Genomic DNA, 22727 nt, shown 5'->3' with positions numbered 1-22727 from the left:
GAGAAGCTGCCACTATGGTAATTCCATCGAGTAGATCGAAGTTCATACGTTCAAAGTCCGTTAGCTCCCTTTAAATTTAGACTGGCTTCAGGAGAATGGCACTTTCGCTATAGCATATTGGAGATTATTTTGCCGATAGCCGACGTGTCCTACGGTGATGAGAGCGGGGGTAGATATCTATCCTGGCAAAGACCCCATCGATAGCAATTTGACCCAAAATCGAGACCTGGGAACCTGCGATAGCCGGCCGACGCGGAACGCACGGCTTAAACGGTCCTGGCAGCTATGCACGTCCAATGAGTCGGTCGGGCGCGTTCTGTCCGCGGTGTGGCGACGAGATTCCGGACGAGGCGCTGGAATCGAGACCCGGGGAGCCACAGCATTCGACCAGTCCGCTCTGTGACGCCTGTTACTTCGACGAGTTCGACCTCGTCGACGCGCCGGAGTCCATCGAGGTCAGGGTGTGCGCGCAGTGCGGCGCGGTCCACCGGGGGAACCGGTGGGTCGACGTCGGGGCGGAGGACTACACGGACGTGGCCATCGAGGAGGTGAGCGAGGCGCTGGGCATCCACGTCGACGCCGAGAGCGTGGCCTGGCAGGTCGCGCCCGAACAGCTCGACCAGAACAACATCCGGATGCACGCGGAGTTCTCGGGCGTCATCCGCGACACGCCCGTCACCGAGCAGGTCCAGGTCCCCGTCAAGATCGCCCGCCAGACGTGTACGCGCTGCGGGAAGATAGCCGGCGGCTCCTTCGCCTCTATCGTCCAGGTCCGCGCGGTCGACCGGACGCCCGACAGCGAGGAGGTCGACCGGGCCAAGGAGATCGCCCACGAAGTCGTGGACGAGATGGAGGCGACGGGGGACCGAGATGCTTTCGTCACGGAGATCAACGAGGGCTCGGAGGGCCCGAACATCAAGGTCTCGACCAACAAGATCGGGATGAAGGTCTCCCGACGCATCGTCGACGAACTCGGCGGCAGCTTCTCGGACTCGGAGCGGCTGATCACCGAGGACGAGGACGGCAACGAGGTGTACCGCGTGAGCTACGCCGTCCGCCTGCCGAAGTACCGGCCCGGCGAGATCATCGACCCCGACGACGGCGACGGGCCGGTGCTCGTGAGTTCGAACCAGGGCAACCTGAAGGGGACCCGCATCTCGACCGGCGAGCACTACGAGGCCAGCTTCGAGGTCGGCGACGAGCCCGAGGCCCGCCGGCTCGGCACCCGCGAGGACGCCGAATCGACCGTCCTCGTCGCCGTCGAGGACGAGCGGGCGATGCAGGTGCTCGACCCCGAGACCTACGAGTCCAAGACCGTCCCGCGGCCCGACTACGTGAACCCCGACGCCGACGAGGTGCCGGTGCTGAAGAGCCGGGCCGGGTTGCACGTGCTGCCCGAGTCGACCGGCGAAGACGCGGAGTGAGCGCGGGAGCCGAGCGCCCAGGAGCGGAACCAGACGCTCGACCGGCGGAAACTGTTATAGCGACCCGCCGCGACGGACGTTCAGCGACGTCATGAAAACGAGCGATTCAGCGGCCGAAACGCCGGATGACGAGAGTCGTCGCCGGGCACTCAGATACGGCCTCGTCGCGGCGTTCGCCGGTGTCGGGGGCTTCGGTCTCGGGTGGCTGACGCGGCCCGACGGTCGAGACGACGACTCGGCGTCGACGGAGACGCCAGGCGAGCAGCCCACCGAGCGGCCGACTGAAACCGCGGCGGCGACCGAGACGGAGGCGGCGACCGTGCCGCCGCTCGTCGCGCAGTTCGCCCCCGACGTCTACTTCGGCCGGCGGGAACGGTGGTTTCCGACTGATCCGAGGGCGTACGCCGGACCGAACAGCGCCGACGGCGTCCTCGACGGCTTCGACGCGCTCGCGGGCTACACCCGGGCGTTCGACGAGGCCGGCGAACCCCCGAACCCGGCCGTCTTCTACAACGTGGCGCCGGTCGACGACCGGATCGTCGCGGTCCAGTACTGGATGTACTCGGTGTTCGACCAGTTCACGGTCAACTTCCACTGGCACGACTGGGAGCTGCTGCAGGTGTTCGTGGACACCGAGAGCGGCGACCCGCTGTTACTCGTGGCGAGCGCCCACGCGCGGAAGTGCCCGAACAACGAGTTCCTCGACCCCGACATCGGCCCGGACGAGCGCCCCGCCGTTCTCGCGGAGGTCGGCTCGCACTCCAGCGCGACGGACGTCAACGGGCGGGTCGCGAGCTTCGAGCGGTACTCGTTCAGCGACTTCGCGCCCGACGTCTCGAACGGCCCGGTCAAACCGCTCGATCGCCTGTCCAGCCAGCCCTTCTCCTACGGGCTGCCGCGCGACGAGGGCGCTCGAGTGCCCTTCGCCGTGCCCGAACTCGACGGCGCCCCGCTCGCCGACCACCCGGCGCTGTCGGACGTCGACGCCGAGGACTTCGTCGACGAGGACGTCACGGTCCGGTCCTGGCGCGACCTGGCGCGACCGCCGGGGCAGCTCCCCGTCCGCGAACCCGGGACGGTGTTCACGGGGCCGGGCAGTCCGACAGACGGCGACGTGACCTACGAACTGCTCCCCATCGACGCCGTCCGCGAGGCGTTCGACGACTTCGCCGGCCCGCAGCTGAGTTTCGAGTTCGCGATACCGGGATTCGTCGAGAACCGGTTCGCCGACCACATCACGTCGGTCGGCATCCCCTGGGAGAACGAGCGCTTCGCCGACCCGACGGCCGACGTCACGGACCCGAACCACCGCCGCGCTATCGACGGCGCCGAGCCGCCGAGCCTGACTGACCGGGTCGTCGGCCGGGTCTCGATCCTGGGAAGCGGTCCCGGCGGCGAGGTCGACGCCGCCCCGGGAACGGACGGCAACGCACTCGAACCGTTCGTCGACGTCTCGCGGTTCCGGCCCGCGGTCGAGGTCGCCTGTCTGCTCCGGAGCGACCCCGCGGCGCTCCCGACAGCTGACGGCGTGTTCAGGTTCCTCCACGTCGAACCGGGGTCCCACGAACTCGTGGTCAACGGCCCGGGCATCGCCCCCTACGCCGAGCGCTTCGACCACGACGGCGGGACCGTCCGTCCCGGCGTCGACGGCCGGGTGACGCTCGTCGCGAACGAGGACGCGGTCGTCCTCCGGGCGGACAGGCGAGACGCGACCGGCGTCAGCAGGGTCCGGATCACGGAGCGGTTCGCCGGTCCGGTGTTCACCGGACGGCCGGTCGAGGACGGCCGCTTCGCGGTGCCGGTCCACCGCGACGGCCGTTACACCGTCGAGATAACGGACGACGACGGCGTCACCGGTGCCGTCCAGGTCGACCCCACGCGGCTGCGGGGCGAACCCATACCCGACGTCGAGCCGGGGAAAGCGTCGCTCGCGCGGACCCTCTCGGCCGTCCTCGCGGACGCCGCCGCCGTGACCAGCGAGGTCGAGGGCGGGCGGGAGGTCGCTGCCGGTTTCGACGGCGCCGCCGAGGACGCCGCGGGGGCCGCCGAGACGGCGGCCGACGGCGACGCGTCGACCGCGAACGAGCGACTGCAGAGCGCCACCGGCCGACTCCGTCGCATCCTGGAGCGGGTCGCGCCCGGCGCCGACCACGGATACACCGAAAGCGCCGCGGGGGCGGTCCGCTATTTCGCGACCGACGGGATCGACCGCGCCCAGCGGGCGGTCGAAACACCGATCGTCGACTGATGGGTCGGGTCGCCGAGCAGGGTACTGGTCACGGGACGAGGCGCCACTCGAAACTGTTTCACCGCCCGACGACCTGCGAACAGGCAGATGGCAGATTCCGCCGACCAGCGCCTCGCAGCGGTCGTCCCCAAGTCCCGCTCCCAGCGCGTCATCGACGCACTCGAACGGGAGGGCGTCTACGACGACGACCGGCGCGTCCGCGAGTGGACCGACGAGACCGTCGCCCTCCCCGTTACCGAGCCCCCGGAGAGCGTCGACTACCTGGAGATCGTCCGCCAGGTCGGCGAACCGCGACTGCGCACCCTGGAAGACCACCTGCGGGAGATGGGGTGGACCGACGAGGAACTCGACCGGGCGCCGGGCTCCTGGGCCGTGGTCGGGTCGGTCGTCCTGGTCGAACTCGGCGACGCGCCCCGCCCGGAAGAGGTCGGCGAGGCGCTGCTCTCGCTCCACGGCGAGGCCGACACCGTCCTGTCTCGGGGAGCGATCACGGGGGAACACCGCGAACCGAGCGTAGCGGTCATCGCCGGCACCGGCGACACGGAGACGGTCCACCACGAACACGGCACCGCGTACGCCCTCGATCTCGCGACAGTGATGTTCTCGCCGGGTAACCAGGCCGAACGAGCCCGGATGGGAGAGGTGGTAAGCGAGGGCGAGCGCGTTCTGGACATGTTCGCCGGCATCGGCTACTTCGCGCTCCCGATGGCCCGCGCCGGCGCCGAGGTGACCGCCGTCGAGCGGAATCCCGATTCCTTTCGCTACCTGATCGAGAACGCCCGGTTGAACGGCGTAGGCGACCGGGTCCACCCCTATCGAGCGGACTGTCGTGACGTAGTCCGCGAGACGTTCACGCCTCGGAACGCGCGAGCGGCGGACGGCGCGAGCGAGGAGTTCGCGGCCGAGGCGCCCGCGGATCGCGTCGTCATGGGCTACTACGACGCCACGGCACCCGCCGAAGACGGATCCTACGAGTACCTCGACGCGGCGCTGACCGCGCTCGCGCCCGGCGGCACCATCCACGTCCACGAGGCGACGCCCAACGACCTGGTGTTCGAGCGCCCCATCGAGCGACTGCGAGACGCCGCGGCGGCTGCCGACCGCGAGGTGGAGATTCTCGATACGCGGGAGGTCAAGAGCTACAGCGAGGGCGTCGCCCACGTCGTCGTGGACGGCCGCGTCGAGTGAGTTCGAGGGCGTGTGAGCAACTGGCGAGGACCCGGGAACAGCAGCTTTCAGCGCTCGACGGCATTACTCGGCCTGGTGAGTGTCAGTGACTACCAAAACGCGGCCGAAGGTAGCGATCGCGTGCCAGGGCGGGGGCAGCCACACCGCCTTTACAGCCGGTGTGCTGGAGCGACTGCTCGCGCAAGACGGCGACGAGTTCGACGTCGTCGCCCTCACGGGGACCTCTGGCGGCGCGATGTGCGCCTTCCTCGCGTGGTACGGGCTCCGGACCGGTGACGCGGGCAAGGCGACGCAGTTGCTCCGGGAGTTCTGGGGAGAGATGGCCGCGCGGTCCATTCCGGAGCGCGTCGCCAACGACGCCTTCGTGTTCGCGACGAAACTGCGCAACAACGGTTACCCCGTCTGGCAGCTGAGCCCGTCGGCCAACCCGCTCGCGTCCCAGGGCCAGCGGTGGCTGCGCGCTCAGCTCGAACAGCGCGTCGACGCAGCGTCGGTGGAAGCCCTCGTCGGCGCGCCGCCCGCGACCGACGGGACGGACCGGCCGAAACTGCTCGTCAGCGCCGTCGACGCGACGGACGGGAGCTTCTCTGTGTTCACCGACCGGCCAGGATCCGCGGCCGACGGCGGCGCGTCGGGTAGTTCGGCTGGCGCCCCCGACGAACACGCCGACGAACGACGCGCCCGCTTCGGCGCCGAGCCGAAGCCGCTGACCATCGACGCCGTGGTCGCCTCGGCCGCCGTCCCGCCGGTGTTCGACGCCGTCGAGATTCCGGCGGCCGATGGCACCGTCCACCGGTACTGGGACGGGCTGTTGTCGCAGAACCCGCCGGTCCGCAACCTGCTGACGTGGCCGGAGCGGGGCTGGGAGAAACCCGACGAGATCTGGCTCGTCCGCATCAACCCGACCAGCCACCACGGCCCGCTCGACACACTCGAAGACGTCGAGGACCGCCGGAACGAACTCGCTGGGAGTCTCTCGCTGCGCCAGGAGCTGTACTTCATCGACCAGGTCAACGAGTGGCTCCGCTCGGGGGCGTTCAGCGAGGCGGCGACCGAGCGCTACAAGGTGGTGACGGTCAGAGAGGTGGCCCTCGACGAGACCCGCCTCGACACCCCCGGCCCCCTCGGCACGTCGACGAAACTGGACCGCGATCCGGGCTTTCTCGACGACCTCCGGGCGCTGGGCGACCGCCAGGCCGCCGAGTTCCTGGCGGACAGGACCGGCGACCGGTACGTCGTCGTCGAGTGAGCGTCCGCGAAGGCGACGGCCTGCGACACCGCCGTCCTCCCCGAACGCGACGCCGCTGGCCTCGGTGGGCACCCGTCTGCGTCAGGAGATGGTCACGTCGACGGAGTCCGTACTCGTGGTCCCCTCGTTGTCGGTGGCGGTGAGCGTGACCGTGTAGGTCCCCGCCGAACTGTACCGGTTATCGGCGTACCAGCCGGCGTCGGTCGAGCCGTCGCCCAGTTCCCACTGGAGGTCGGTGATCCACGTGCTGTTGCCCGTCTCGTCGGTGATCCAGAACTGCATCAGGTCTCCGGTCGACCCGGACGTCGAACCGGGGTCGATAGCGGCGACGAGGTCACCCGACGGTGGCACCTCCGTCTGGGGCGGCGTCTCCGTCCCGGGTGTTTCCGTGTCGGGCGTCTCCGTCTCTGGTGTCTCGGTGTCGGGCGTCTCCGTGTCCGGCGTGTCCGTGTCTGGTGTCTCGGTGTCCGGTGTTCCGGTGCCGCCGCCGTCGCCGAGCTTGTCGTAGACGACGCCGAAGTAGTCGCTCGTCGTGTACGTGTCCGCCGAGCAGTCGTCGCCCCAGTAGGGATCGGACATGTTCATCGGGTCGTCGGAGCCGTCGCCGTTCCAGGCCCAGCCGATCACCGGCCAGCCGAGTTGCTTCGCGTAGTCGATGATCGCCGACCAGTCCGCGCCCGTGGTGTCGGCGTAGTTGCCGAACTCGCCGATCATGCAGGGGTAGCCCGTCTCGTCGAGCGCGTCGAGGTCGGAGGGGACGAGGTTCTGGCCAGTCGTCGCGTTCCACGCGCTGGGATAGACGTGCGCCGAGAGGATCAGGTCGTCGTCCTCTATCCCTTCGACGGCGTCGGCCAGCCGGTAGGTGCCCTGGCCCCAGCCCGGCGCGTCACAGACGATAGGACCGGAGTAGCTCGTCCCGTCCCGGACCGTACTGATCGCGTCGTCGTACGCCGACGCGTACTCGTCGGCCGTGACGTCGTGGTTCCCCCACTCGTTCATCATGTTGACCGTGAACGACGTGTCGGCCGAGAGGGTCTCGTAGTGGTCGACCCAGAACTCCGCGGCGTTCTGGAGCGCCGAGGCCTCGGCCGACCCGTTGTCGGGATAGTGGTGGTAGGTCGCGATGATCTCCTTCCCGTTCGCGCCGGCCTCGTCGATCCACCGCTTTGCGTCCTCCACCGTCGTGGCCACCTCGCCGAAGGAGAACGGCTCGATCTCGATCCGGACCGTCTCGATGTCCGGGTAGTCGTTCATCAGGTCCCAGCCCAGATCCTGGTCCCCGTCGCAGAAGTACGACGGCTGGAGGTTGACGCCGTCGCCGAACGAGGCCCCGTCGGCCGTCGCGTTCGAACTGCTCGCCAGTACGCCTGCGCCGATGACGGTCCCCGCTGCGGAGGACCGAAGTAGCTCGCGTCGTGTGTACATGGGTTCGTACCCGAAACGAATCATTCACAACACCTGGTAATAAATATCTAGCACTGTTTTGACTTGTTTTATCCTAGTAGTATGCTTGCAGGAACAGTCTGGCCGGAGGACAGGCGGCGGTCGTATCGGAGTGATAGGGGAGCGAGAGTACGAACGCCGTCGACCGACAGTCGCGCACGCGACGAAGGGGACGGTCGTAACACATACGGTCGTTGCCGTCAAATCGCCGCCATGGACAAGCAGCAGATCATCGCCATCATCTTCGTCCTCCTGATGATCGGTTCTTCCATCGTCGCCGGTGCCGTCTCGCTGTTCTGACCGTGGCCGTCGTCGGTGGAATCCCCTACTGGATGCCCCGCCGGACGACCGACCCGGCGTCGAAACCGACTGGTGAGTCTTCTCCGTGAGCGAAGCTACCTACCGCTGTGCAGCCTGCGGCAGCGAGTACCCGGCCGACGAGTCCTGGCGTTGCGACTGTGGCCACGCGCTCGACTACGCCGGGCCACCGGTTCCAGACGCCGGACCGCCGGACCCGCTCGCACTCGACCGGGGCCGCGGCCTCTGGGCGTTCGACGCGTTCCTCCCCGTCGAGCGGCGCGTCACGCTGGGCGAGGGGTGGACGCCGCTGGTCGACGCCCCCTCCTGGGACGTCCAGTTCAAACTGGAATATCTGTTCCCCACGGGGAGTTTCAAAGACAGGGGCGCGGCGACGACTGTCTCCCAGGCGCTCGCACTGGGCGTCGACCGCGTCGTCGAGGACTCCTCCGGGAACGCCGGCCTCGCCATCGCCACCTACGCCGCGAGGGCCGGCATCGACGCGGAGATCTACGTCCCGGCGGACGCCAAAGCGGGAAAGCTCCGGGCGCTCGAACGCACCGGCGCCGACGTCGTCCGGGTCGAAGGATCCCGGACGGACGTCACCGACGCCTGCGTCGCGGCGGTCGAATCCAGTCTGCCGGCGAGCGAGGGCGGTGCCTGGTACGCCAGCCACGCCTGGAACCCGGCGTTCTTCGCGGGCACCGCGACGTGGGCGCTGGAGCTGGCCGCCCAGCGCGAGTGGGCGGTTCCCGACGCCGTCGTCACGCCGCTGGGCCACGGGACGCTCTTCCTGGGCTCGTACCGCGGCTTCCGGGCGCTCGAACGCGCCGGCTGGACCGACGACGTGCCGCGGCTGCTGGGCGCACAAGCGACTGGCTACGCCCCGTTCGAGACGGCAGATGTGATGGGTGCCTCTGCGGAACCGACCAACGACGAAGCGGCCGGCATCCAGATACGGGAACCTGCCAGGGCCGGCCAGATCAGACGGGCCATCGACGCGACCGACGGCGCGGTCGTGGCCGTCGGCGCCGCGGCGACAGCAACGGAACGAGACAGGCTGGCCGAAGCCGGCTTCCACGTCGAAGCGACGTCGGCCACGGCGACGGCAGCGCTCTCGCGGTTCCGCGAGGAAGGCGTTCTCGACGACGCGGACGACGTCGTCGTCGCGCTCACCGGGAGCGGCCTGAAGGGGTAGAAAGCGACGCTATCGTGCGCGCTCGACCAGTTCCGCGGCCAGCCGCGCGGCCGCCTCTGCCGTCTCGCCGAGGACGAAGGTGATCGGTTCGATGCCGAACGCGCCCTCGTGATAGAGCACGCGTGGTACCTCCCCGCCGCGCGCCGCGAACTGTTCGCGGAGTCGTTCCCCGCGGTTCTCGTACTCGGCGTCGAACGCCAGGGGATCGATCCCGCGGTCGCGGGCCGCGTCGAGCAGCGCGTCGTCGGTCGCGAGGTTGACCGCGCCGCGGGTCGCCGGATCGACCGCGGTCGCCGCCAGCAACAGCGTCGAGACGTGTTTCGAGGCGCCGAACTCGGGATTCGCGGGCACCTCGACGCGGCCGCCGATGGCGTAGATCCGGCCCGGGATCGCGGCGACGTCGGTGGGATCTGCGGCGTCCGGGAGCGCACCGCCGACGTTCGACCCGACGTTGGGGACGAACGCGGCCATCCCCGGGCTCGTCGCGAGGACGCGGGCACCCTTGCGAACACTCGCGAGCACGTCCCGCTCGGCGCTGAGTGCCTGGTCCTGGCCCCGCACGCAGAGATCGCAACCCAGTCCCTGGAGCGCCGGCATCGCCTCCTCGTGGAGCTCGCAGATCGGCCCGCGGTCCTCGAACGCCCGCACGAGGTCCAGCACTTCGGCCAGCGCGTCGTAGGGGTCCATCTCGCCGCTGGCGAGGCCCTCCGCGACGCGCTCGACGGTCTCGGTCGTCCGTGGGTGGTCGGCGATGCGGTCCTCCACCGGCGGCGCGTCGCCGACGTACTTCGAGACGGCGGCCTGCGTGACGCCGAGGTGGGCCGCGATCTCCTGCTGGGTGAGGTCCCGATCGGCGAGTGCCCGGGCCAGCAGCACGCGCAGGGTGGGCAACACCTGCTCGACGACGATCTCGCTCGGCAGCCGCAGGGACATGCGGCCACGTTGGGCGAGGGCCGGTATAAATCGTGAGTGGTCGACCGTGCGCACCCACCCGTGTGATCTGTTGGCGTGTAGAACTGTACTGAATGAAACTCTTATTACGCTGAACTGCGCAGTACGAGTGTGACTTACGATACCGTCGTCTTCGACAACGACGGTGTCCTCGTCGGTCGAACCAGTTTCGACGTCCTGCGGGAGGCGACCCAGGACACGTTCGAACAGTTCGGTGTGACCGACCCGGACCCCGACCACGTCGAAGACATGACCATCGGTGCGACCCCCCGACAGGTCAACGACATCTGTACCACGTACGATCTGCACCCCGACACGTTCTGGCGCGCACGCGACGACACCATGTCCCGGGCCCAGCAGGAAGAGGCCCGCGCCGGCCGCAAGACGTTCTACGACGACGTCGACACGCTCGCGGATCTGGACGCCGCGATGGGCATCGTCAGTTCGAACCAGCAGGCCACCGTCGACTTCCTGCTCGACCACTTCGACGTCGGGCACCACTTCGGCGCCGCCTACGGCCGCGAGGCGACCATCGAGAGCCTCGACCGCCGGAAGCCCAACTCCCACTACATCGACCGGGCGCTGGCCGACCTCGACGCCGACTCCGCGCTGTTCGTCGGCGACAACGAGTCCGACATCCGGGCCGCCGAGAACGCCGGCATCGACTCGGCGTTCATCCGCCGGCCCCACCGCACGGACTGGGAACTCAACGTCTGGCCAACCTGGGACATCGACTGCCTGGACGACCTGCACCAGATCTGTAGCGCCTGAGGACCGATCGAACGGTTCCGCGACCAGTCGGCCGCAGTGAGCGACGGCGATGCCGTTGCCGTCGTTCTGCTTCTCATAGTGGACACCCCCAACTGGCGAGTAGTGGGTGCTTTATCGAACCGTCCAGGGTCGGCGGTCGGCAGGCACACCTGTCGCCGAAACCGAAGTTCCGCCGCTGCGCGGCGTCTATCGCCAGCTTTTAACGATACCCCCCAGTGGTACCACCGATGAGTAACGTGACTTCGACGGAGGAGTCGGCCGGCGTCAGCGAGACGCTCGCCGAGTATCTCGGCGAGATGGGGCCCTCCTGGGTGGCGGGGGCCGTCGCCGCCGGCCCGGCGACTATCGGGAGTCTGATCACGGCGGGCGGCGCGTACGGCTACGGCATGTTGTGGGTGGTCGTGCTCTCCGCCGGGGCGGGCGCGCTCGCACAGTACCTCGCGATGCGGCTGGGCCTCCTGACGGAGCGGGGCATCGTCGGCGTCGTCGAGGACACCCTCGGCGAGACGTGGGCGTGGCTGCTGGTCGCCGACGCCGTGGTGGCCTCGGGCGTTGCACAGCTCGTGATCATGAAGACCGTCGCGACGGTGTCGGCGACGGTGACGGGCGTCGACGCAAGGATCTGGGGCGTCGCCTGGGCCGTCGTGCTCGCCGCTGGCCTCGCCGGCCGGGGGTACCGCTTCCTCGAAGTCGCGGCGAAGATACTGGTACTGGGCGTCGTCGTCGCCTTCGTCGCCAGCCTGTTCGTGGTGCCCATCGACGCCGGCGCGGCGGCGGCCGGGCTGGTTCCCAGCGTGCCACCGGGCGGCGCGCTCGTCGCCGCCGGCATCCTCGGCGGCGCCGTCCACATCACGCTGATCACGATGCACTCCTACACGATGCGCTCGCGCGGCTGGACCCGGGAGGACTACGACCTGGCGACGTTCGACGTCGGCGCGTCGATGCTCGTCGCCTTCGGCGTCTACAGCCTCGCCATCTTCCTCGTGGCGGCGAGCGTCCTCACCTCCGGCGACCTCACCGCCGTCGGCGCCGCACAGGCACTGGGCCCCGTCGCCGGCGACAACGCACAGCTCCTGTTCCTCGTCGGCCTCTGGGGCGCCGCCGTCTCGACGCTGGGTGCCAACACCATCGTCCCACCCTTCCTGCTGGCCGACAAGTTCGGCTGGGGGACCACCGTCGACGACAACAGATACCGCGCGCTGCTGGTCGTCGTCGCACTACTGTCCGCGCCGGGCGCGTTCATCGGCGGCGAGGTGCTCGGCCAGCTCGTCCTCGTGCTCGCGCTCGGGACGGTGGGGACGCCGTTCGCCATCGCCGTCGTCCTCTACCTGCTGAACTCCGACGCCGTCGACGACCCGAACTCGACGCTGGCCAACGTCGGCGGGCTGGCGCTGGTGACCGTCGCCGGTGCCCTGGCGGCCAACTTCGTCCGCGAGCAGGTCGCGGGCGGCGTCACGCCCCTGTCCGGGTTCGTGCTCGCCTTCGCGCTCGCGCTCGGTCTGGCCACCGTCGGCCTCCTGGCGAAGTACGTCACACAGGAACTCCCAACGGGGTCGCCGACGGCGTGAGTGACCTCCCCTTCCCGCTGGCCGGGTCGACGCTGATCGTCGGCCCCTCGAACACCGGGAAGACGCGGCTCACGGCACGGGCCCTGGAGACGTGGATCGAACGCGAGGGAACCGATGGCCTGGTCGTCCTGGACTTCGCGCCCGAACTCGAACGCGACGGCCGTCTCCTCGGCGGGCGGCTCGACCGCTTCACGACGATTCCCGACGACGCCTGGGTCGGCCGCCTGAACGCGCACGCGCCGCGCGCGTCGGCCGACAGTCAGTCGGACGCCGTCGTGCTCGCCGAGGAGAACGCGGAACGAGCGGGTCAGATCGTCGACGCGGCGCCGGCCGAGCCACGGGCCGTCTTCGTCAACGACACCACGATCCCCCGCCAGCACGACGACGGGGCGTCCCATCGCGTCCGCGACTACTGCGACCGAGCAGCGGTTTCGGTGCTCAACGCGTTCGAGAGCGACGAACTGGGAGCCGACCATCCGGTCTCTCGCGTCGAGCGGGCGACGGTCGCGACGCTCCGGGAGTGGGCGACGCGGACTGTCTCGCTGAGCCGTGGCTCACCAGCGGGAGAGTGACCGAGTGAGAAGAGAGACCGGGCGAGGCGACCTCACCGCCACTGTGCGATAGAGACGACCAGGTCGTGGTTGGCGGCGAGCCAGCAGGTCTCGGCGGCGGCCTCGTCCGCTTCCTCTTCCGGGTAGAAGATGCAGCGACGTGACCCGTCGGCGCGCGGCTCGACGACGGTCGACAGCGGGTACTCGGGGAACTCGTCCTGGGGCAGCGGTGAGGTCGGTCCGCTCTCCATGAGCGGGTCGCGTGATTCGGATGGCGGCTCGTGGCTCATCGACAGCAGCTTGCAACTACAGAGGCATTGTTATCTGGCGTCTACCACCGTTCACGCGGCGTTATCGTTACTGAGGCGACCATTCGCGCAGACATATCGAAGTGATAAGGTTCCCGGCGACGACCGACACGGCTTTTCGCCTCGCCCCCGCCCTCCCACGCGTGACCGACCTCACCGCACACCACGTCGGAACGACCGTCTCAGACCTGGAGCAGGCCGTCGAATTCTACCGCGACGTCCTTGGCTTCGACGTTCTCTCGGAGTTCGAGAGCTCCGGAGAATCGTTCGCAACCGGCGTCGGCGTCCCGAACGCGACCGGAAAATTCGCCCATCTGGACGCCCAGGGAGTTCGCGTCGAGTTGATCGAGTACGACCCCGCGGGCGAGCCCTGTACCGCCGAGAGCGTCAACCAGCGCGGCGCCAAACACCTCGGCTTCGAAGTCGACGACGTCGACGCTTTCTACGCCGACCTTCCGGACGACGTGGAGTCGATCAGCGAGCCACAGACGACGCCGACGGGCGCCCGGATACTGTTCATTCGCGACCCCGAGGACAACCTAATCGAGATAATAACTCCCTAAACGGAACCGTTCGCGATGTTAGGCAGTCGATCACCGTCGGAATAGAAGCAGGGAGTCGAATTACTCACCGCTCGGGATGCGTCGGCGCGTCGAACCCGCCACGCACCAGTGGTTTCGCAATGTGCCGACGCGCACACGGCGGCACCTCGTACCAGCCGACCTCGAGGTCCCGCTCCAGCGCTCGCTCGGCCTTCTCGGCTCGCGAGGTGCCGCAGTCCCGGCAGCGATACCCCTGGTCGCGCCCCGCGCTCTTCATCGACCGGCCGCAGTCGGGGCAGGTGGGCGTGACGCGCTCGACTGTCACCAGGTCGCGCACGGCGAACTTCTCCAGTTTGAGGGTCCCGTCGCTCACCTCGCCGCAGGCGGTGATCCGGTCGCCGACGCGGAGCGCCCGGACGTGGTCGCGGAAGCGCTTGGTCGGTTCGAAGGCCGCGCAGGCAATGGTGTCGTTACCGTCCCGGATCGCCGTGAAGACGTGGCCGCCAGCGCGAGTCTCCGGCGGCTCGCAGACCGTTCCCTCGACCCGGTAAGCACCGCCTTCCATCGCGTTGGCAAGCGTTTCGTCCCGGAGGTGGGCGTCGGTCCCCTGGTTGGTCACGAACAGGTGGCGACCCGCGACCGGTTCGCTCTCGACCGCGTCGGCGACCGCCCGGACCGCCGCCGGGTCGTCGCCGCGGATGCCGTGGAGGATCGGACAGGGCGTCCGCGGGACGGCCACGGCGTACCCCTCGCCCCGGTCGACCGTGTCCCAGGCCTGCGGGTAGTGCTCGTCGGCCGCCGCGAACAGCGACTCGTCGTCGACGTCCCGTTCGGTTCCCCACCGCTCGCGCTCCCGGTAGGAGATGCACTCGCAGGTCCAGTCGTCGAACGCCCACCAGGCGCCGACCGCGGCCAGCGCCCCGACGAGCCCCCGACCGTTCCCTTCGGCGACCGCGTCGAAGCCCGCTCCGTCGATCAGTTCGCGGGCGTCGTCGATTGACAGGAGTTCTCGGACGGCTCGGCGAGCGTGCGTGGCGATCGCCTCGGGAACCCCGTCGGGAGCGCAGTCGGCGACGACCGCCCCCGGATTGGTCTTCGGGTCGTCGATCTCGGCCATCGCCAGGACGTCCTCGACGAGTCCCAGTGCCGTCGCGGCGTCGAGGTCGCAGTGGACCGCGAGCGCGGCGTTCCCCCGCGTCTTGTGTTCGACGGCTGGGTTGAGGCGGACGAGGAGCGTTCGCTCGACCGTACCGCCAGCGGCCGCTATCCGGTCGGCCAGCGTGGCCGCGGCGTAGGTCGTACACATCCCCGACTCGCGGGAGTCCGTGTCGTCCAGCCCGATGACCGTCACTGGCGAGTGGTTGTCGGTGGCGTGCCTTCCGGGTTTCGTCTAGGAGTGCTTGCTGTAGTGATTGATAGTACAGTAATCTCTCTGAACAGGCTGCTAGTAGTCGAGGAGGAAACCACAAACAGCGGAAAGCCCTCGGCGCGCTCCGGTCCCGGGGCTTGCTGCGCGCCTCACTTCGTTCGGTGCTTACTGCGCCCGGGTTCCCGGACCGCACCTCGCCCTTTCATTCCACCAGGAAACTGCGTAGCTCGCGCGGCCTCGTTCGACTCGGCCCGCGCTCGCGAGTGACTCCACCACTCCTCCCCGAATTCGCGCCGTTCGGCGCGAATCACGCATCCTGTCCGCTCCGCCGTCAGAACGAAGTTCTGACGAGCATCGCCTCGCAGTGCTCGGCTCAACGCAACCGCACGGCCGGGAGCACGTGCCCGAACGAACGTGAGGGCCGTGCGACCAGGGGAAGGGCAGGGCTGCGGTGCTGAACTGACCCTGGCGGACTGAAAGGGCGAGGCGGGGTCGGGGAAGCACGCCGAAGCAAGCACCGGAGCCGGAGGCGAGGAGCGTGGTTCGAAAGGCGCTACGCGCCTTTCGTCATCACGAGAGAGCTCCGCTCTCTCGAACGACAGCGAGGCGCGCGACCCGAGCGCGCCGAGGGCTTTCGACGAGTTTGCGGTATCATCATCGACTCCCAGCGAGTGAACCGAGGGCTTTCCGCTGTTTGCAGTATAGCCGCCGACATCGAACAACTGACGACAGCAGACCGCTCCACGGTGTCACTTACCTCAACTAGTCCTCGGACAACACGTCAACGTATAATAACGTATCGTAGACCGCCAGAAAAACCGCAGTACAGCGCCTATATCACCGGCGCAACGCATATATGGGGCGAGTTACTTATACTCTCTAGAGGCACAGCATGTCACGGTCAGCACTGGTGGAGAACATCACCGCGATGCTCACGGACGCCGGATTCCTCGTGAGCGACCGGTGTGCGATCCGCCCCAAGAGCTTCGACGTCGCCGCCCGCCGCGGCGAGGACGTCCTGCTCGTGAAGATTCTGGCCAACATCGACGCCTTCGACGCCAGCACGGGCGCCGAGATGCGTCGACTGGGCACTTACCTCAACGCGACGCCCATGGTCATCGGCCTGCGGACCCGGGACGAGGACCTCAAGCCGGGCGTGACCTACTTCCGCCACGGCGTGCCGGTCCTCTCGCCGGACACGGCGATGGAGCTGTTCGTCGAGGAGGTGCCGCCGCTCATCTACGCCGCGCCGGGCGGCCTGTACGTCAACATCGACAGCGAGGTGCTCGCGGACGCCCGCGAGGACCGCGAGTGGTCGCTGGGCCGCCTGGCCAAGGAACTGGGCGTCTCGCGCCGGACGGTCTCGAAGTACGAGGACGGGATGGACGCCTCCGTCGAGGTGGCGGCCGAACTCGAGGACCTGTTCGAGGCGCCGCTCACCTCGCCGGTGAGCGTCCTCGACGGCGCCGAGGAGATCCGCGACGAGGAGGAGACGCCGGCGGACCCCGACGTCGCCCCCGAAGACGAGGGCATCGTCACCGTCTTCACCCGCATCGGCTTCGACGTCCACCCGACGGACCGGGCGCCGTTCAAGACCGTCAGCGAGAACGAGCGCCGCCGCGAGCAGATGCTCACCGGCCACTCCGAACTCACCAAGACCGCCGAGAAGCGCGCCCGGATCATGTCCTCGGTGGGCCACGTCACCCGGACGCGGTCGGTGTACGTCGTCGAACGCGCCAGCCGGGAATCCGTCGACGGGACGGCCCTCATCGAAGAAGAGGAGATCGAGGGCATCGAGGAGGCCGACGAACTCCGCGACCTCATCCGCGACCGCTCGGGCGATCCTGCCGAGGAATCTGCCTGAGGGGGTCGCTTCGCTCACACGGCGTTGCCGGAAGACCCACTCCGTTCGTCTGCCGAGCTACTCGAAAATCTCCGATGTTCGGCATCTCGCAAGAGCGAAGCGCTCGCCGACCTCGCGGGTCGTTCCTCCCCGCTCGTCTGTAAGCTGGTTCCTCCCTCCAGTCGGAACCAGCCTAGCTCCCGTACTCTTCTTCCAGATACGCCACGATGTCGTCGGACTCGGCCATCCCCTCGACGTCGTTCTCGGGGTCGACAAGCACGGGGACGCCGGTCTGGCCCGACACCGCCTCGACCTCGGTCCGCTCGGAGTGCGAGCGGGGGACCTTGTGGGAGTCGTACTCCAGGTCGAGTTCCTCCAGCTTGTTCACGACTTTCGCACAGTACGGGCAGCCGTCGAGTTCGTAGAGTTCGAGGTTCGCCATCGGCGGTACGTTGGGGAGCGAGTCCTATCAGGCCCACGGTGTGGTGCGCGGGCCGCACAGGACCGACCGAGACAGCGCGGGGATTTAACACGGAGAGGGGCATCCACCTTCCAACGTGGCGCTGAACGGACGCGGCGTCGGCATCACTGAGTTGCTTCACGGCTACGCCGAGTGGCCGGTCCTCGTCCTCTTCGCACTGATTACGCAACTCGGCGACGTCTGGTTCCTCTTCGCCCTCGGCAGCGCGCTCTACGTCGCCGGCGAGCAGTTCCCCCGCTGGGGTATCGACCGCCGACGCGGGCTGTTCGTGTTCGGGCTCGTGCTGGCCTACGTCGCCCTCATCGGCGTGCTCAAGAACGCATTCGGACTCCCGCGGCCGCCCGGCGCCGGCGAAGCGCCCGCACTTGGGTGGATCCCGGCCGCGCTCGAACCGGTGTTCGCCGACATCGCGACGGGGCACGGCCCCGGCTTCCCGAGCGGGCACGCGCTGGGCACGACGATGGTCTGGGGCGGCGTCGCACTGGTACTCGACCGGGGAGCGCGCCGGACCAGGCTGACGGTCGCGGGTGCGGTCGTCGCGCTCGTCTCGCTCTCGCGACTCGTCCTCGGCGTCCACTACGCCGTCGACGTCGTCGTCGGCGTCGTGCTGGGCCTGCTCGCCCTCGGCGGGCTCTACTGGCTCACCGACCGCGGGACCGACCCCGGCCGGGTGCTGCTGTTCGCCGTCGTGGCCGGGATACTCGGGCTGTTCACTGGTTTCTCCTTCGACAGCGTGACGGCACTCGGCGGCGCGCTCGGCGCCTGGGTCGCGTGGCGTGCCGTCGCCGAGGCGACGCCGGCCCATCCGTCGAGCAGGCAGGAGGTTGCCGCCGGGTTCGCCGTGCTCGTCGTCGCTGCCGCGCTCTTCGGCGCCGTCTACGCGCTCACTCCCGGACTCGTCGTCGCGTTCGTCGGGTCGGTCCTCGCCGGCGGCGGCGCCGTCGGCGCACCGGCCCTGGGTGACCGACTCGCCGGGTCGTGACCGCGCTCGAAAGAGCGCAGACCAGTTGGCTGAGCGAACAGGTCTTCCGCGTGAAGCCCCTCGTCGTAACCGATGGTAGACGTCGTCGGCCACCTCGGGATGGCGTTGCTCTGGCTCGCACCCGTCTGGTACTTCGTCGACCACCGGCAGACGGCGGCGCTGGTCGTCGCCGCCGGGTTCTGGTTCGGCATGCTGCCGGACGTCGACCTCCCGCTCTCGGCGTGGGTCGCGGGCATCCACCACCACGGCGTCCTGCACACCGTGCTGGTCGTCACGATACTCGCAACGGTCATCGGCCCGCTCGTCGGAGTGGTCTTCAGACGCATCGGCGACCGAACGGGCTGGTTCTCCGCGCGAGCGCGCGAGAAGGCCCTCCAGATCGGCTTTCTCACCGTCTGGATTCCGGGCGTCGCGCACCTCTTCGCCGACATGCTCTCGGCGCCCGACGTCTCGACGCGGATCGAACCCCTCTGGCCCCTCGTGAAGGGCCCCATCGTCATGATGGACGTCCTCTGGTACCAGTCCTGGTGGGCGACGTGGGGGCTGTTGGTCCTGGGCATCTCCGTCAACGCGCTGGCGTGGTACTGGACTGACGGTCGAGCGGAGTCGGGTGAATCTGTAGGTACGGCCGACTGATCAGTACAGATTATGGAGTTATCGATCAGCGGGTTACGGCGTTGCAGCAGAGAGTACGAAATCTAACGCCTCGAAAGCCCTCGGCGCGCTCTCTGGAGTCGGAATCGGGGCCGCCAACACCCAGAAAGCCCTCGGCGCGCTCGACTCGTGCGACTCGTTGCGCTCCTCGCTTCGCTGCGGTGCTTACTTCGTCGGACTTCGTCGACCCCGCCTCGCCCTTTCAGTCCTCCAGGGTCCGCGCTGCTCGCGCACGGAGCCGCTCGCGATTGGAACCACCACACCTCCCCGGATTCGCGCCGTCCGGCGCGAATCACGCGTCCTTCCGTAACCGCGCGGCGGTCGGCCGGGAGCGAGTAGCCGAGCGACAGCGAGGCTCTCGCGACCAGGGGAAGGGCAGGGCTGCGGTGCTGTGCGAGCCTCGGAGGACTGAAAGGGCGAGGGGCGGTCCGGGAACCCCGGTCCACCAAGCACCGGAGCGCAGCGAGGAGCGCAGGTGGGCCGCGGGACCGGAGCGCGCCGAGGGCTTTCTGGGTCTTGTAGTCGCTGTTCTTTTCACTAGCTTAACCGAGAACCACCTGAGCAATTCACATCCGTACTGACCGAACACTCCAGCGGCGTCGACGCAGAAGAGAGAAACGACGAGAACCCCCGAACCCCGTTATCAGAGAACGCCGCCGGTGCGGACGAAGAAGTAGACGACAAACAGCGCGGCGAGGACCCACTGGCCGGCGCGGACGTCGCGCCAGTCGTCCTGGGCGGCTTTGACGATGGGGTAGGAGATGATGCCGGCGGCGATGCCGTAGGCGATGGAGAAGGTGAAGGGCATCACGATGATGGTGAGGCCGGCGGGGATGGCGTAGGTGTAGTCCTGCCAGGCGATTTCGACGACGTTCTGCAGCATGACGATGCCGATGACGACCAGCACGAGATGGGAGGCGTAGGTCGGGACGGCCGCTGCCAGCGGAACGACGGCGAGCGACGCCAGGAAGAGCAACGAGACGACGAGGGCAGTGAGGCCGGTACGGCCGCCCTCCTCGACGCCGGTGGCCGACTCGATGTACGTCGTCACGGTGGAGGTGCCGAGCATGCCGCCCACGGTGGTGCCAACCGCGTCGGCCATCAGCGGCTTGTCCATGTCGGGGAGGTTGCCGTCTTCGTCGAGGAAGCCCGCGATCTGGGAGACGCCGGTGAGCGTGCCGGCGGTGTCGAAGAAGTCCACGAAGAAGAAGGTGAAGACGATGAGGGCGAATGAGAACGCCTCGACGTTCCCGAGGCCGTCGACGAACGCACCGGCCAGCGGCGCGATGTTGTAGCTGGCGGCGTCGTAGACGATGGGGACGTCCGGGGCGAGCGGGATGCCGCTCTTGAGGATGACCCCCCCGGCAACCTCGTCGGCGGGGAACGCCGAGAAGCCCAGCGCCGAGGCGGCGTAGCCCATGATCGAGGTCAGGATTATGCCGAGAACGATAGACCCGCGGACGCCACGGGCGTACAGCGCGAGCGTGACGAACAGGCCGATTACAGAGATAACGGCGACCGGGTCCGAGGCGAAGACCGGGCTGAAGGTGAGGAAGGTGGCCGGGTCGCCGGCGACGACGCGCATCTCCTCCAGGCCGATGATGGCGAGGAAAAGCCCGATACCGGCGCCGACGGACAGCTTGACGGGTTCGGGAAAGAGCCGGATGATGTACTCGCGCGCGCCGACGGCGGTCAGCAGGATGAAGACGACCCCCTCGACGACGACGGCGGCCAGCGCCGTCTGCCAATCGACGCCGAGCGCACCGACGACGGTGAACGCGAAGAAGGCGTTCAATCCGAGGCCGGGCGCCTGGCCGAACGGTCTGTTGGCGTAGAACGCCATCACCATCGTAGCGACCGCGGCGGCGATGATCGTGACGACGGCGATCATCTGGAAGGTCCGGTCGGGACCGATCCCTGCCGGCTGGATAGCAGTCGAGAGGATGGTCGGGTTGACGACGACGATGTAACTCATCGTCAGGAACGTCGTCAACCCGGCGAGCAGTTCCGTCCGGACGGTCGTGTCGTGTTCGTCGAGGTCGAACACGTCGTTTAGCGTGTCTCCCACGGCCATGGTTACGCGATAATTAGAAGGACACCTCTTAGGGGTACTGACTCGCGCAACGAATATCAGAAATTCGACAGCCCCTGGCGGGCTAACTGCCAGTCCGCCGATCAGGCACCGACGTCAGCGTCGTCCGGCGCGTCGGCCAGCAACTCGGAGGCCGTGACCAGCGACTCCAGTTCGAGGCCGCTGTCGGCGAGGTTCTCCCGGGCGCCCTCCTCCCGATCGACGACGACGATGACGCGCTCGACGACGGCGCCGGCCTCCCGCAGCGCCTCGGCGGCGTCGACGGCGCTCTGGCCCGTCGTGGCGATGTCTTCGAGGATGACGACTTCCTCGCCCTCGTCGAGGTTCCCCTCGATCAGGTTCGCCGTTCCGTACTCCTTCTGTTGCTTGCGGGCGATGACGTAGGGCAGCCCCGTCTCGACGCTCGTGACGGCGACGAGGGGAACCGCCCCCAGCGCGACGCCGGCGAGCTTAGTTTTCCCGAGCCGCTCGGCGAAAGCCTCTGCGACGAGTTCCAGACAGTGCGGGTCCGTCTCGAAGACGTACTTGTCGACGTAGTAGCTGCTCGTGCCGCCGTGAGAGAGTTCGAACTCGCCGTACCTGACGGCGTCCGCGTCGCGTAGCGCCGCGATGAGTTCGTCGTTGGTCATAGGATAGCCTGGGAGTGGTGTGAGGTAAAAGGGTCGGAAAGCGGGAGAGCCCGAGCGATGGACGGCGTCGAGCGAAGTCGTTCGAAAGAGCGCACGCGCTCTTTCGTGATGACGAGAGACGGCGAGCCGTCTCTCGAACCAGGAGAGGCCGTCGAAGGACGAGCGAGCAACGGAAGAACGCGAACCCCGAGCCCGCCTTCACTTTCGCTCCGGTCCCAACAGGGCTAAACGCTCCGGGTGCAAGCACTCGACAGATGCCGGATTCGAACGCGACCGAGGACCGCCGAACCGCTCGCTTCCATCGACTTTCGAGCAAGACGCGAACCGGGAGCGGCCGCTAACGACCGACGATGTCGAACTCGAACGCGAAAGGCGACAGGCGGGAACGCGAACTGGTCAACGCCCTCGACGAGGCCGGCTTCGCCGTGATGCGGGCGCCGGCCAGCGGGTCGGCCACCGAGCGCGAGCTCCCCGACGTGCTGGCGGGCGACGGCGACACCTTCTACGCCATCGAGGCGAAATCCAGCGCCGGTGACCCCATCTACCTCGACGGCGAGGAGATCGACGCGCTGCTCTTCTTCTCCCGGAACTTCGGCGCCAAACCGCGCGTCGGCGTCCGCTTCGACCGCGAGGACTGGTACTTCTTCCACCCCGGCGACCTCTACATCACCGACGGGGGTAACTACCGCGTGAAGAAGGAGACGGCCGTCGCCGAGGGGACTGACTTCCCCGAGTTCGCCGGTGACACGCGGAAGGTGACGCTGGACGAGATCGAGGAGCGGCGGGCGGCCGACGACGAACCCGACCAGGCGACGCTGGACGTCCTCGCCGCGCTGGAACGAGGGGACCTCTCCGTCGAGGACGCCGCCGCGATGTTGCAGTGACGGCCTCCCGATACTCGGCAGCCACGCGAACGCTCGCGGGAGGCAACTGACGGGA

General features: G+C 68.3%; 21 protein-coding genes. 14 read left to right on the top strand and 7 right to left on the bottom strand.

Features of this window, described 5'->3' with window-relative positions; genetic code table 11:
* Positions 1–296 precede the first annotated feature (296 nt).
* The 4 genes from AC5FRV_RS06165 (at position 297) to AC5FRV_RS06150 (ending at position 6109) form a co-directional block, all read left to right on the top strand.
* Positions 297–1424, top strand: a complete 1128-nt coding sequence (locus tag AC5FRV_RS06165; protein ID WP_493560227.1) for a 60S ribosomal export protein NMD3 — start codon at positions 297–299, stop codon at positions 1422–1424.
* Between the two features lie 91 nt (positions 1425–1515).
* Complete coding sequence (locus tag AC5FRV_RS06160; RefSeq protein WP_493560226.1) at positions 1516–3672, top strand: hypothetical protein; 2157 nt, start codon at positions 1516–1518, stop codon at positions 3670–3672.
* 87 nt (positions 3673–3759) lie between these two features.
* Positions 3760–4860, top strand: coding sequence for a class I SAM-dependent methyltransferase (locus AC5FRV_RS06155; RefSeq protein WP_493560225.1), 1101 nt, complete (start codon positions 3760–3762; stop codon positions 4858–4860).
* A gap of 85 nt (positions 4861–4945) precedes the next feature.
* Positions 4946–6109, top strand: a complete 1164-nt coding sequence (locus AC5FRV_RS06150; protein ID WP_493560224.1) for a patatin-like phospholipase family protein — start codon at positions 4946–4948, stop codon at positions 6107–6109.
* An 81-nt stretch (positions 6110–6190) separates the two neighbouring features.
* Here the strand turns inward: AC5FRV_RS06150 and AC5FRV_RS06145 are convergent, their stop codons facing one another.
* Positions 6191–7534, bottom strand: a complete 1344-nt coding sequence (locus AC5FRV_RS06145; RefSeq protein WP_493560223.1) for a PKD domain-containing protein — start codon at positions 7532–7534, stop codon at positions 6191–6193.
* An 81-nt stretch (positions 7535–7615) separates the two neighbouring features.
* Between AC5FRV_RS06145 and AC5FRV_RS06140 the strand changes: the two genes are divergently transcribed.
* Both AC5FRV_RS06140 and AC5FRV_RS06135 read left to right on the top strand, forming a co-directional pair.
* Entirely contained in the window at positions 7616–7852 is a 237-nt protein-coding gene (locus AC5FRV_RS06140) for a hypothetical protein (RefSeq protein ID WP_493560222.1), read from the top strand.
* 85 nt (positions 7853–7937) lie between these two features.
* Entirely contained in the window at positions 7938–9047 is a 1110-nt protein-coding gene (locus tag AC5FRV_RS06135) for a pyridoxal-phosphate dependent enzyme (protein WP_493560221.1), read from the top strand.
* A 9-nt stretch (positions 9048–9056) separates the two neighbouring features.
* Here the strand turns inward: AC5FRV_RS06135 and AC5FRV_RS06130 are convergent, their stop codons facing one another.
* Positions 9057–9980: a thiamine-phosphate synthase family protein gene (locus AC5FRV_RS06130; RefSeq protein WP_493560220.1), complete on the bottom strand. Its 924-nt coding sequence runs from the start codon at positions 9978–9980 to the stop codon at positions 9057–9059.
* A gap of 129 nt (positions 9981–10109) precedes the next feature.
* Between AC5FRV_RS06130 and AC5FRV_RS06125 the strand changes: the two genes are divergently transcribed.
* From AC5FRV_RS06125 to AC5FRV_RS06115, 3 genes are all read left to right on the top strand, one after another.
* Positions 10110–10769, top strand: a complete 660-nt coding sequence (locus AC5FRV_RS06125; RefSeq protein WP_493560219.1) for an HAD family hydrolase — start codon at positions 10110–10112, stop codon at positions 10767–10769.
* A gap of 227 nt (positions 10770–10996) precedes the next feature.
* Positions 10997–12337 (top strand): divalent metal cation transporter, encoded by a 1341-nt coding sequence (locus AC5FRV_RS06120; protein WP_493560218.1) that lies wholly within the window; start codon positions 10997–10999, stop codon positions 12335–12337.
* A complete protein-coding gene (locus AC5FRV_RS06115; protein ID WP_493560217.1) occupies positions 12334–12909 on the top strand; it encodes a hypothetical protein in 576 nt (191 codons plus the stop codon). The genes AC5FRV_RS06120 and AC5FRV_RS06115 overlap by 4 nt, the downstream gene beginning before the upstream one ends.
* Before the next feature lie 32 nt (positions 12910–12941).
* Here AC5FRV_RS06115 and AC5FRV_RS06110 read toward each other — a convergent pair whose 3' ends face one another.
* Complete coding sequence (locus AC5FRV_RS06110; RefSeq protein ID WP_493560216.1) at positions 12942–13178, bottom strand: DUF7511 domain-containing protein; 237 nt, start codon at positions 13176–13178, stop codon at positions 12942–12944.
* Between the two features lie 161 nt (positions 13179–13339).
* On the opposite strand from AC5FRV_RS06110, the gene AC5FRV_RS06105 reads away from it, so the two are divergent.
* Complete coding sequence (locus AC5FRV_RS06105) at positions 13340–13759, top strand: VOC family protein (RefSeq protein WP_493560215.1); 420 nt, start codon at positions 13340–13342, stop codon at positions 13757–13759.
* Positions 13760–13823: 64 nt separating this feature from the next.
* Here the strand turns inward: AC5FRV_RS06105 and AC5FRV_RS06100 are convergent, their stop codons facing one another.
* The gene (locus AC5FRV_RS06100; protein ID WP_493560214.1) at positions 13824–15089 is read right to left on the bottom strand and encodes a TiaS agmantine-binding domain-containing protein; all 1266 of its coding nucleotides are present in this window, start codon (positions 15087–15089) and stop codon (positions 13824–13826) included.
* A 910-nt stretch (positions 15090–15999) separates the two neighbouring features.
* Between AC5FRV_RS06100 and AC5FRV_RS06095 the strand changes: the two genes are divergently transcribed.
* A complete protein-coding gene (locus tag AC5FRV_RS06095) occupies positions 16000–16971 on the top strand; it encodes a transcriptional regulator (protein ID WP_493560213.1) in 972 nt (323 codons plus the stop codon).
* A 172-nt stretch (positions 16972–17143) separates the two neighbouring features.
* Here the strand turns inward: AC5FRV_RS06095 and AC5FRV_RS06090 are convergent, their stop codons facing one another.
* The gene (locus AC5FRV_RS06090) at positions 17144–17392 is read right to left on the bottom strand and encodes a glutathione S-transferase N-terminal domain-containing protein (RefSeq protein WP_493560212.1); all 249 of its coding nucleotides are present in this window, start codon (positions 17390–17392) and stop codon (positions 17144–17146) included.
* A 115-nt stretch (positions 17393–17507) separates the two neighbouring features.
* Between AC5FRV_RS06090 and AC5FRV_RS06085 the strand changes: the two genes are divergently transcribed.
* Both AC5FRV_RS06085 and AC5FRV_RS06080 read left to right on the top strand, forming a co-directional pair.
* Positions 17508–18413: a phosphatase PAP2 family protein gene (locus tag AC5FRV_RS06085; protein WP_493560211.1), complete on the top strand. Its 906-nt coding sequence runs from the start codon at positions 17508–17510 to the stop codon at positions 18411–18413.
* 72 nt (positions 18414–18485) lie between these two features.
* Positions 18486–19049: a metal-dependent hydrolase gene (locus AC5FRV_RS06080; RefSeq protein ID WP_493560210.1), complete on the top strand. Its 564-nt coding sequence runs from the start codon at positions 18486–18488 to the stop codon at positions 19047–19049.
* A 661-nt stretch (positions 19050–19710) separates the two neighbouring features.
* On the opposite strand, the gene AC5FRV_RS06075 is transcribed toward AC5FRV_RS06080, so the two are convergent.
* Positions 19711–21141: an NCS2 family permease gene (locus tag AC5FRV_RS06075; RefSeq protein ID WP_493560209.1), complete on the bottom strand. Its 1431-nt coding sequence runs from the start codon at positions 21139–21141 to the stop codon at positions 19711–19713.
* 101 nt (positions 21142–21242) lie between these two features.
* On the bottom strand, positions 21243–21788 hold the full coding sequence (gene pyrE, locus AC5FRV_RS06070) for an orotate phosphoribosyltransferase (RefSeq protein ID WP_493560208.1): 546 nt from the start codon (positions 21786–21788) through the stop codon (positions 21243–21245).
* 350 nt (positions 21789–22138) lie between these two features.
* On the opposite strand from pyrE, the gene hjc reads away from it, so the two are divergent.
* Entirely contained in the window at positions 22139–22672 is a 534-nt protein-coding gene (gene hjc, locus AC5FRV_RS06065; RefSeq protein ID WP_493560207.1) for a Holliday junction resolvase Hjc, read from the top strand.
* The last annotated feature ends 55 nt before the right edge of the window (positions 22673–22727 follow it).

Source organism: Halomicrobium sp. HArcel3 (assembly GCF_058933135.1).
Note: the sequence above shows the minus strand (reverse complement) of the source record. Positions and strands in the feature narration are given on the sequence as shown.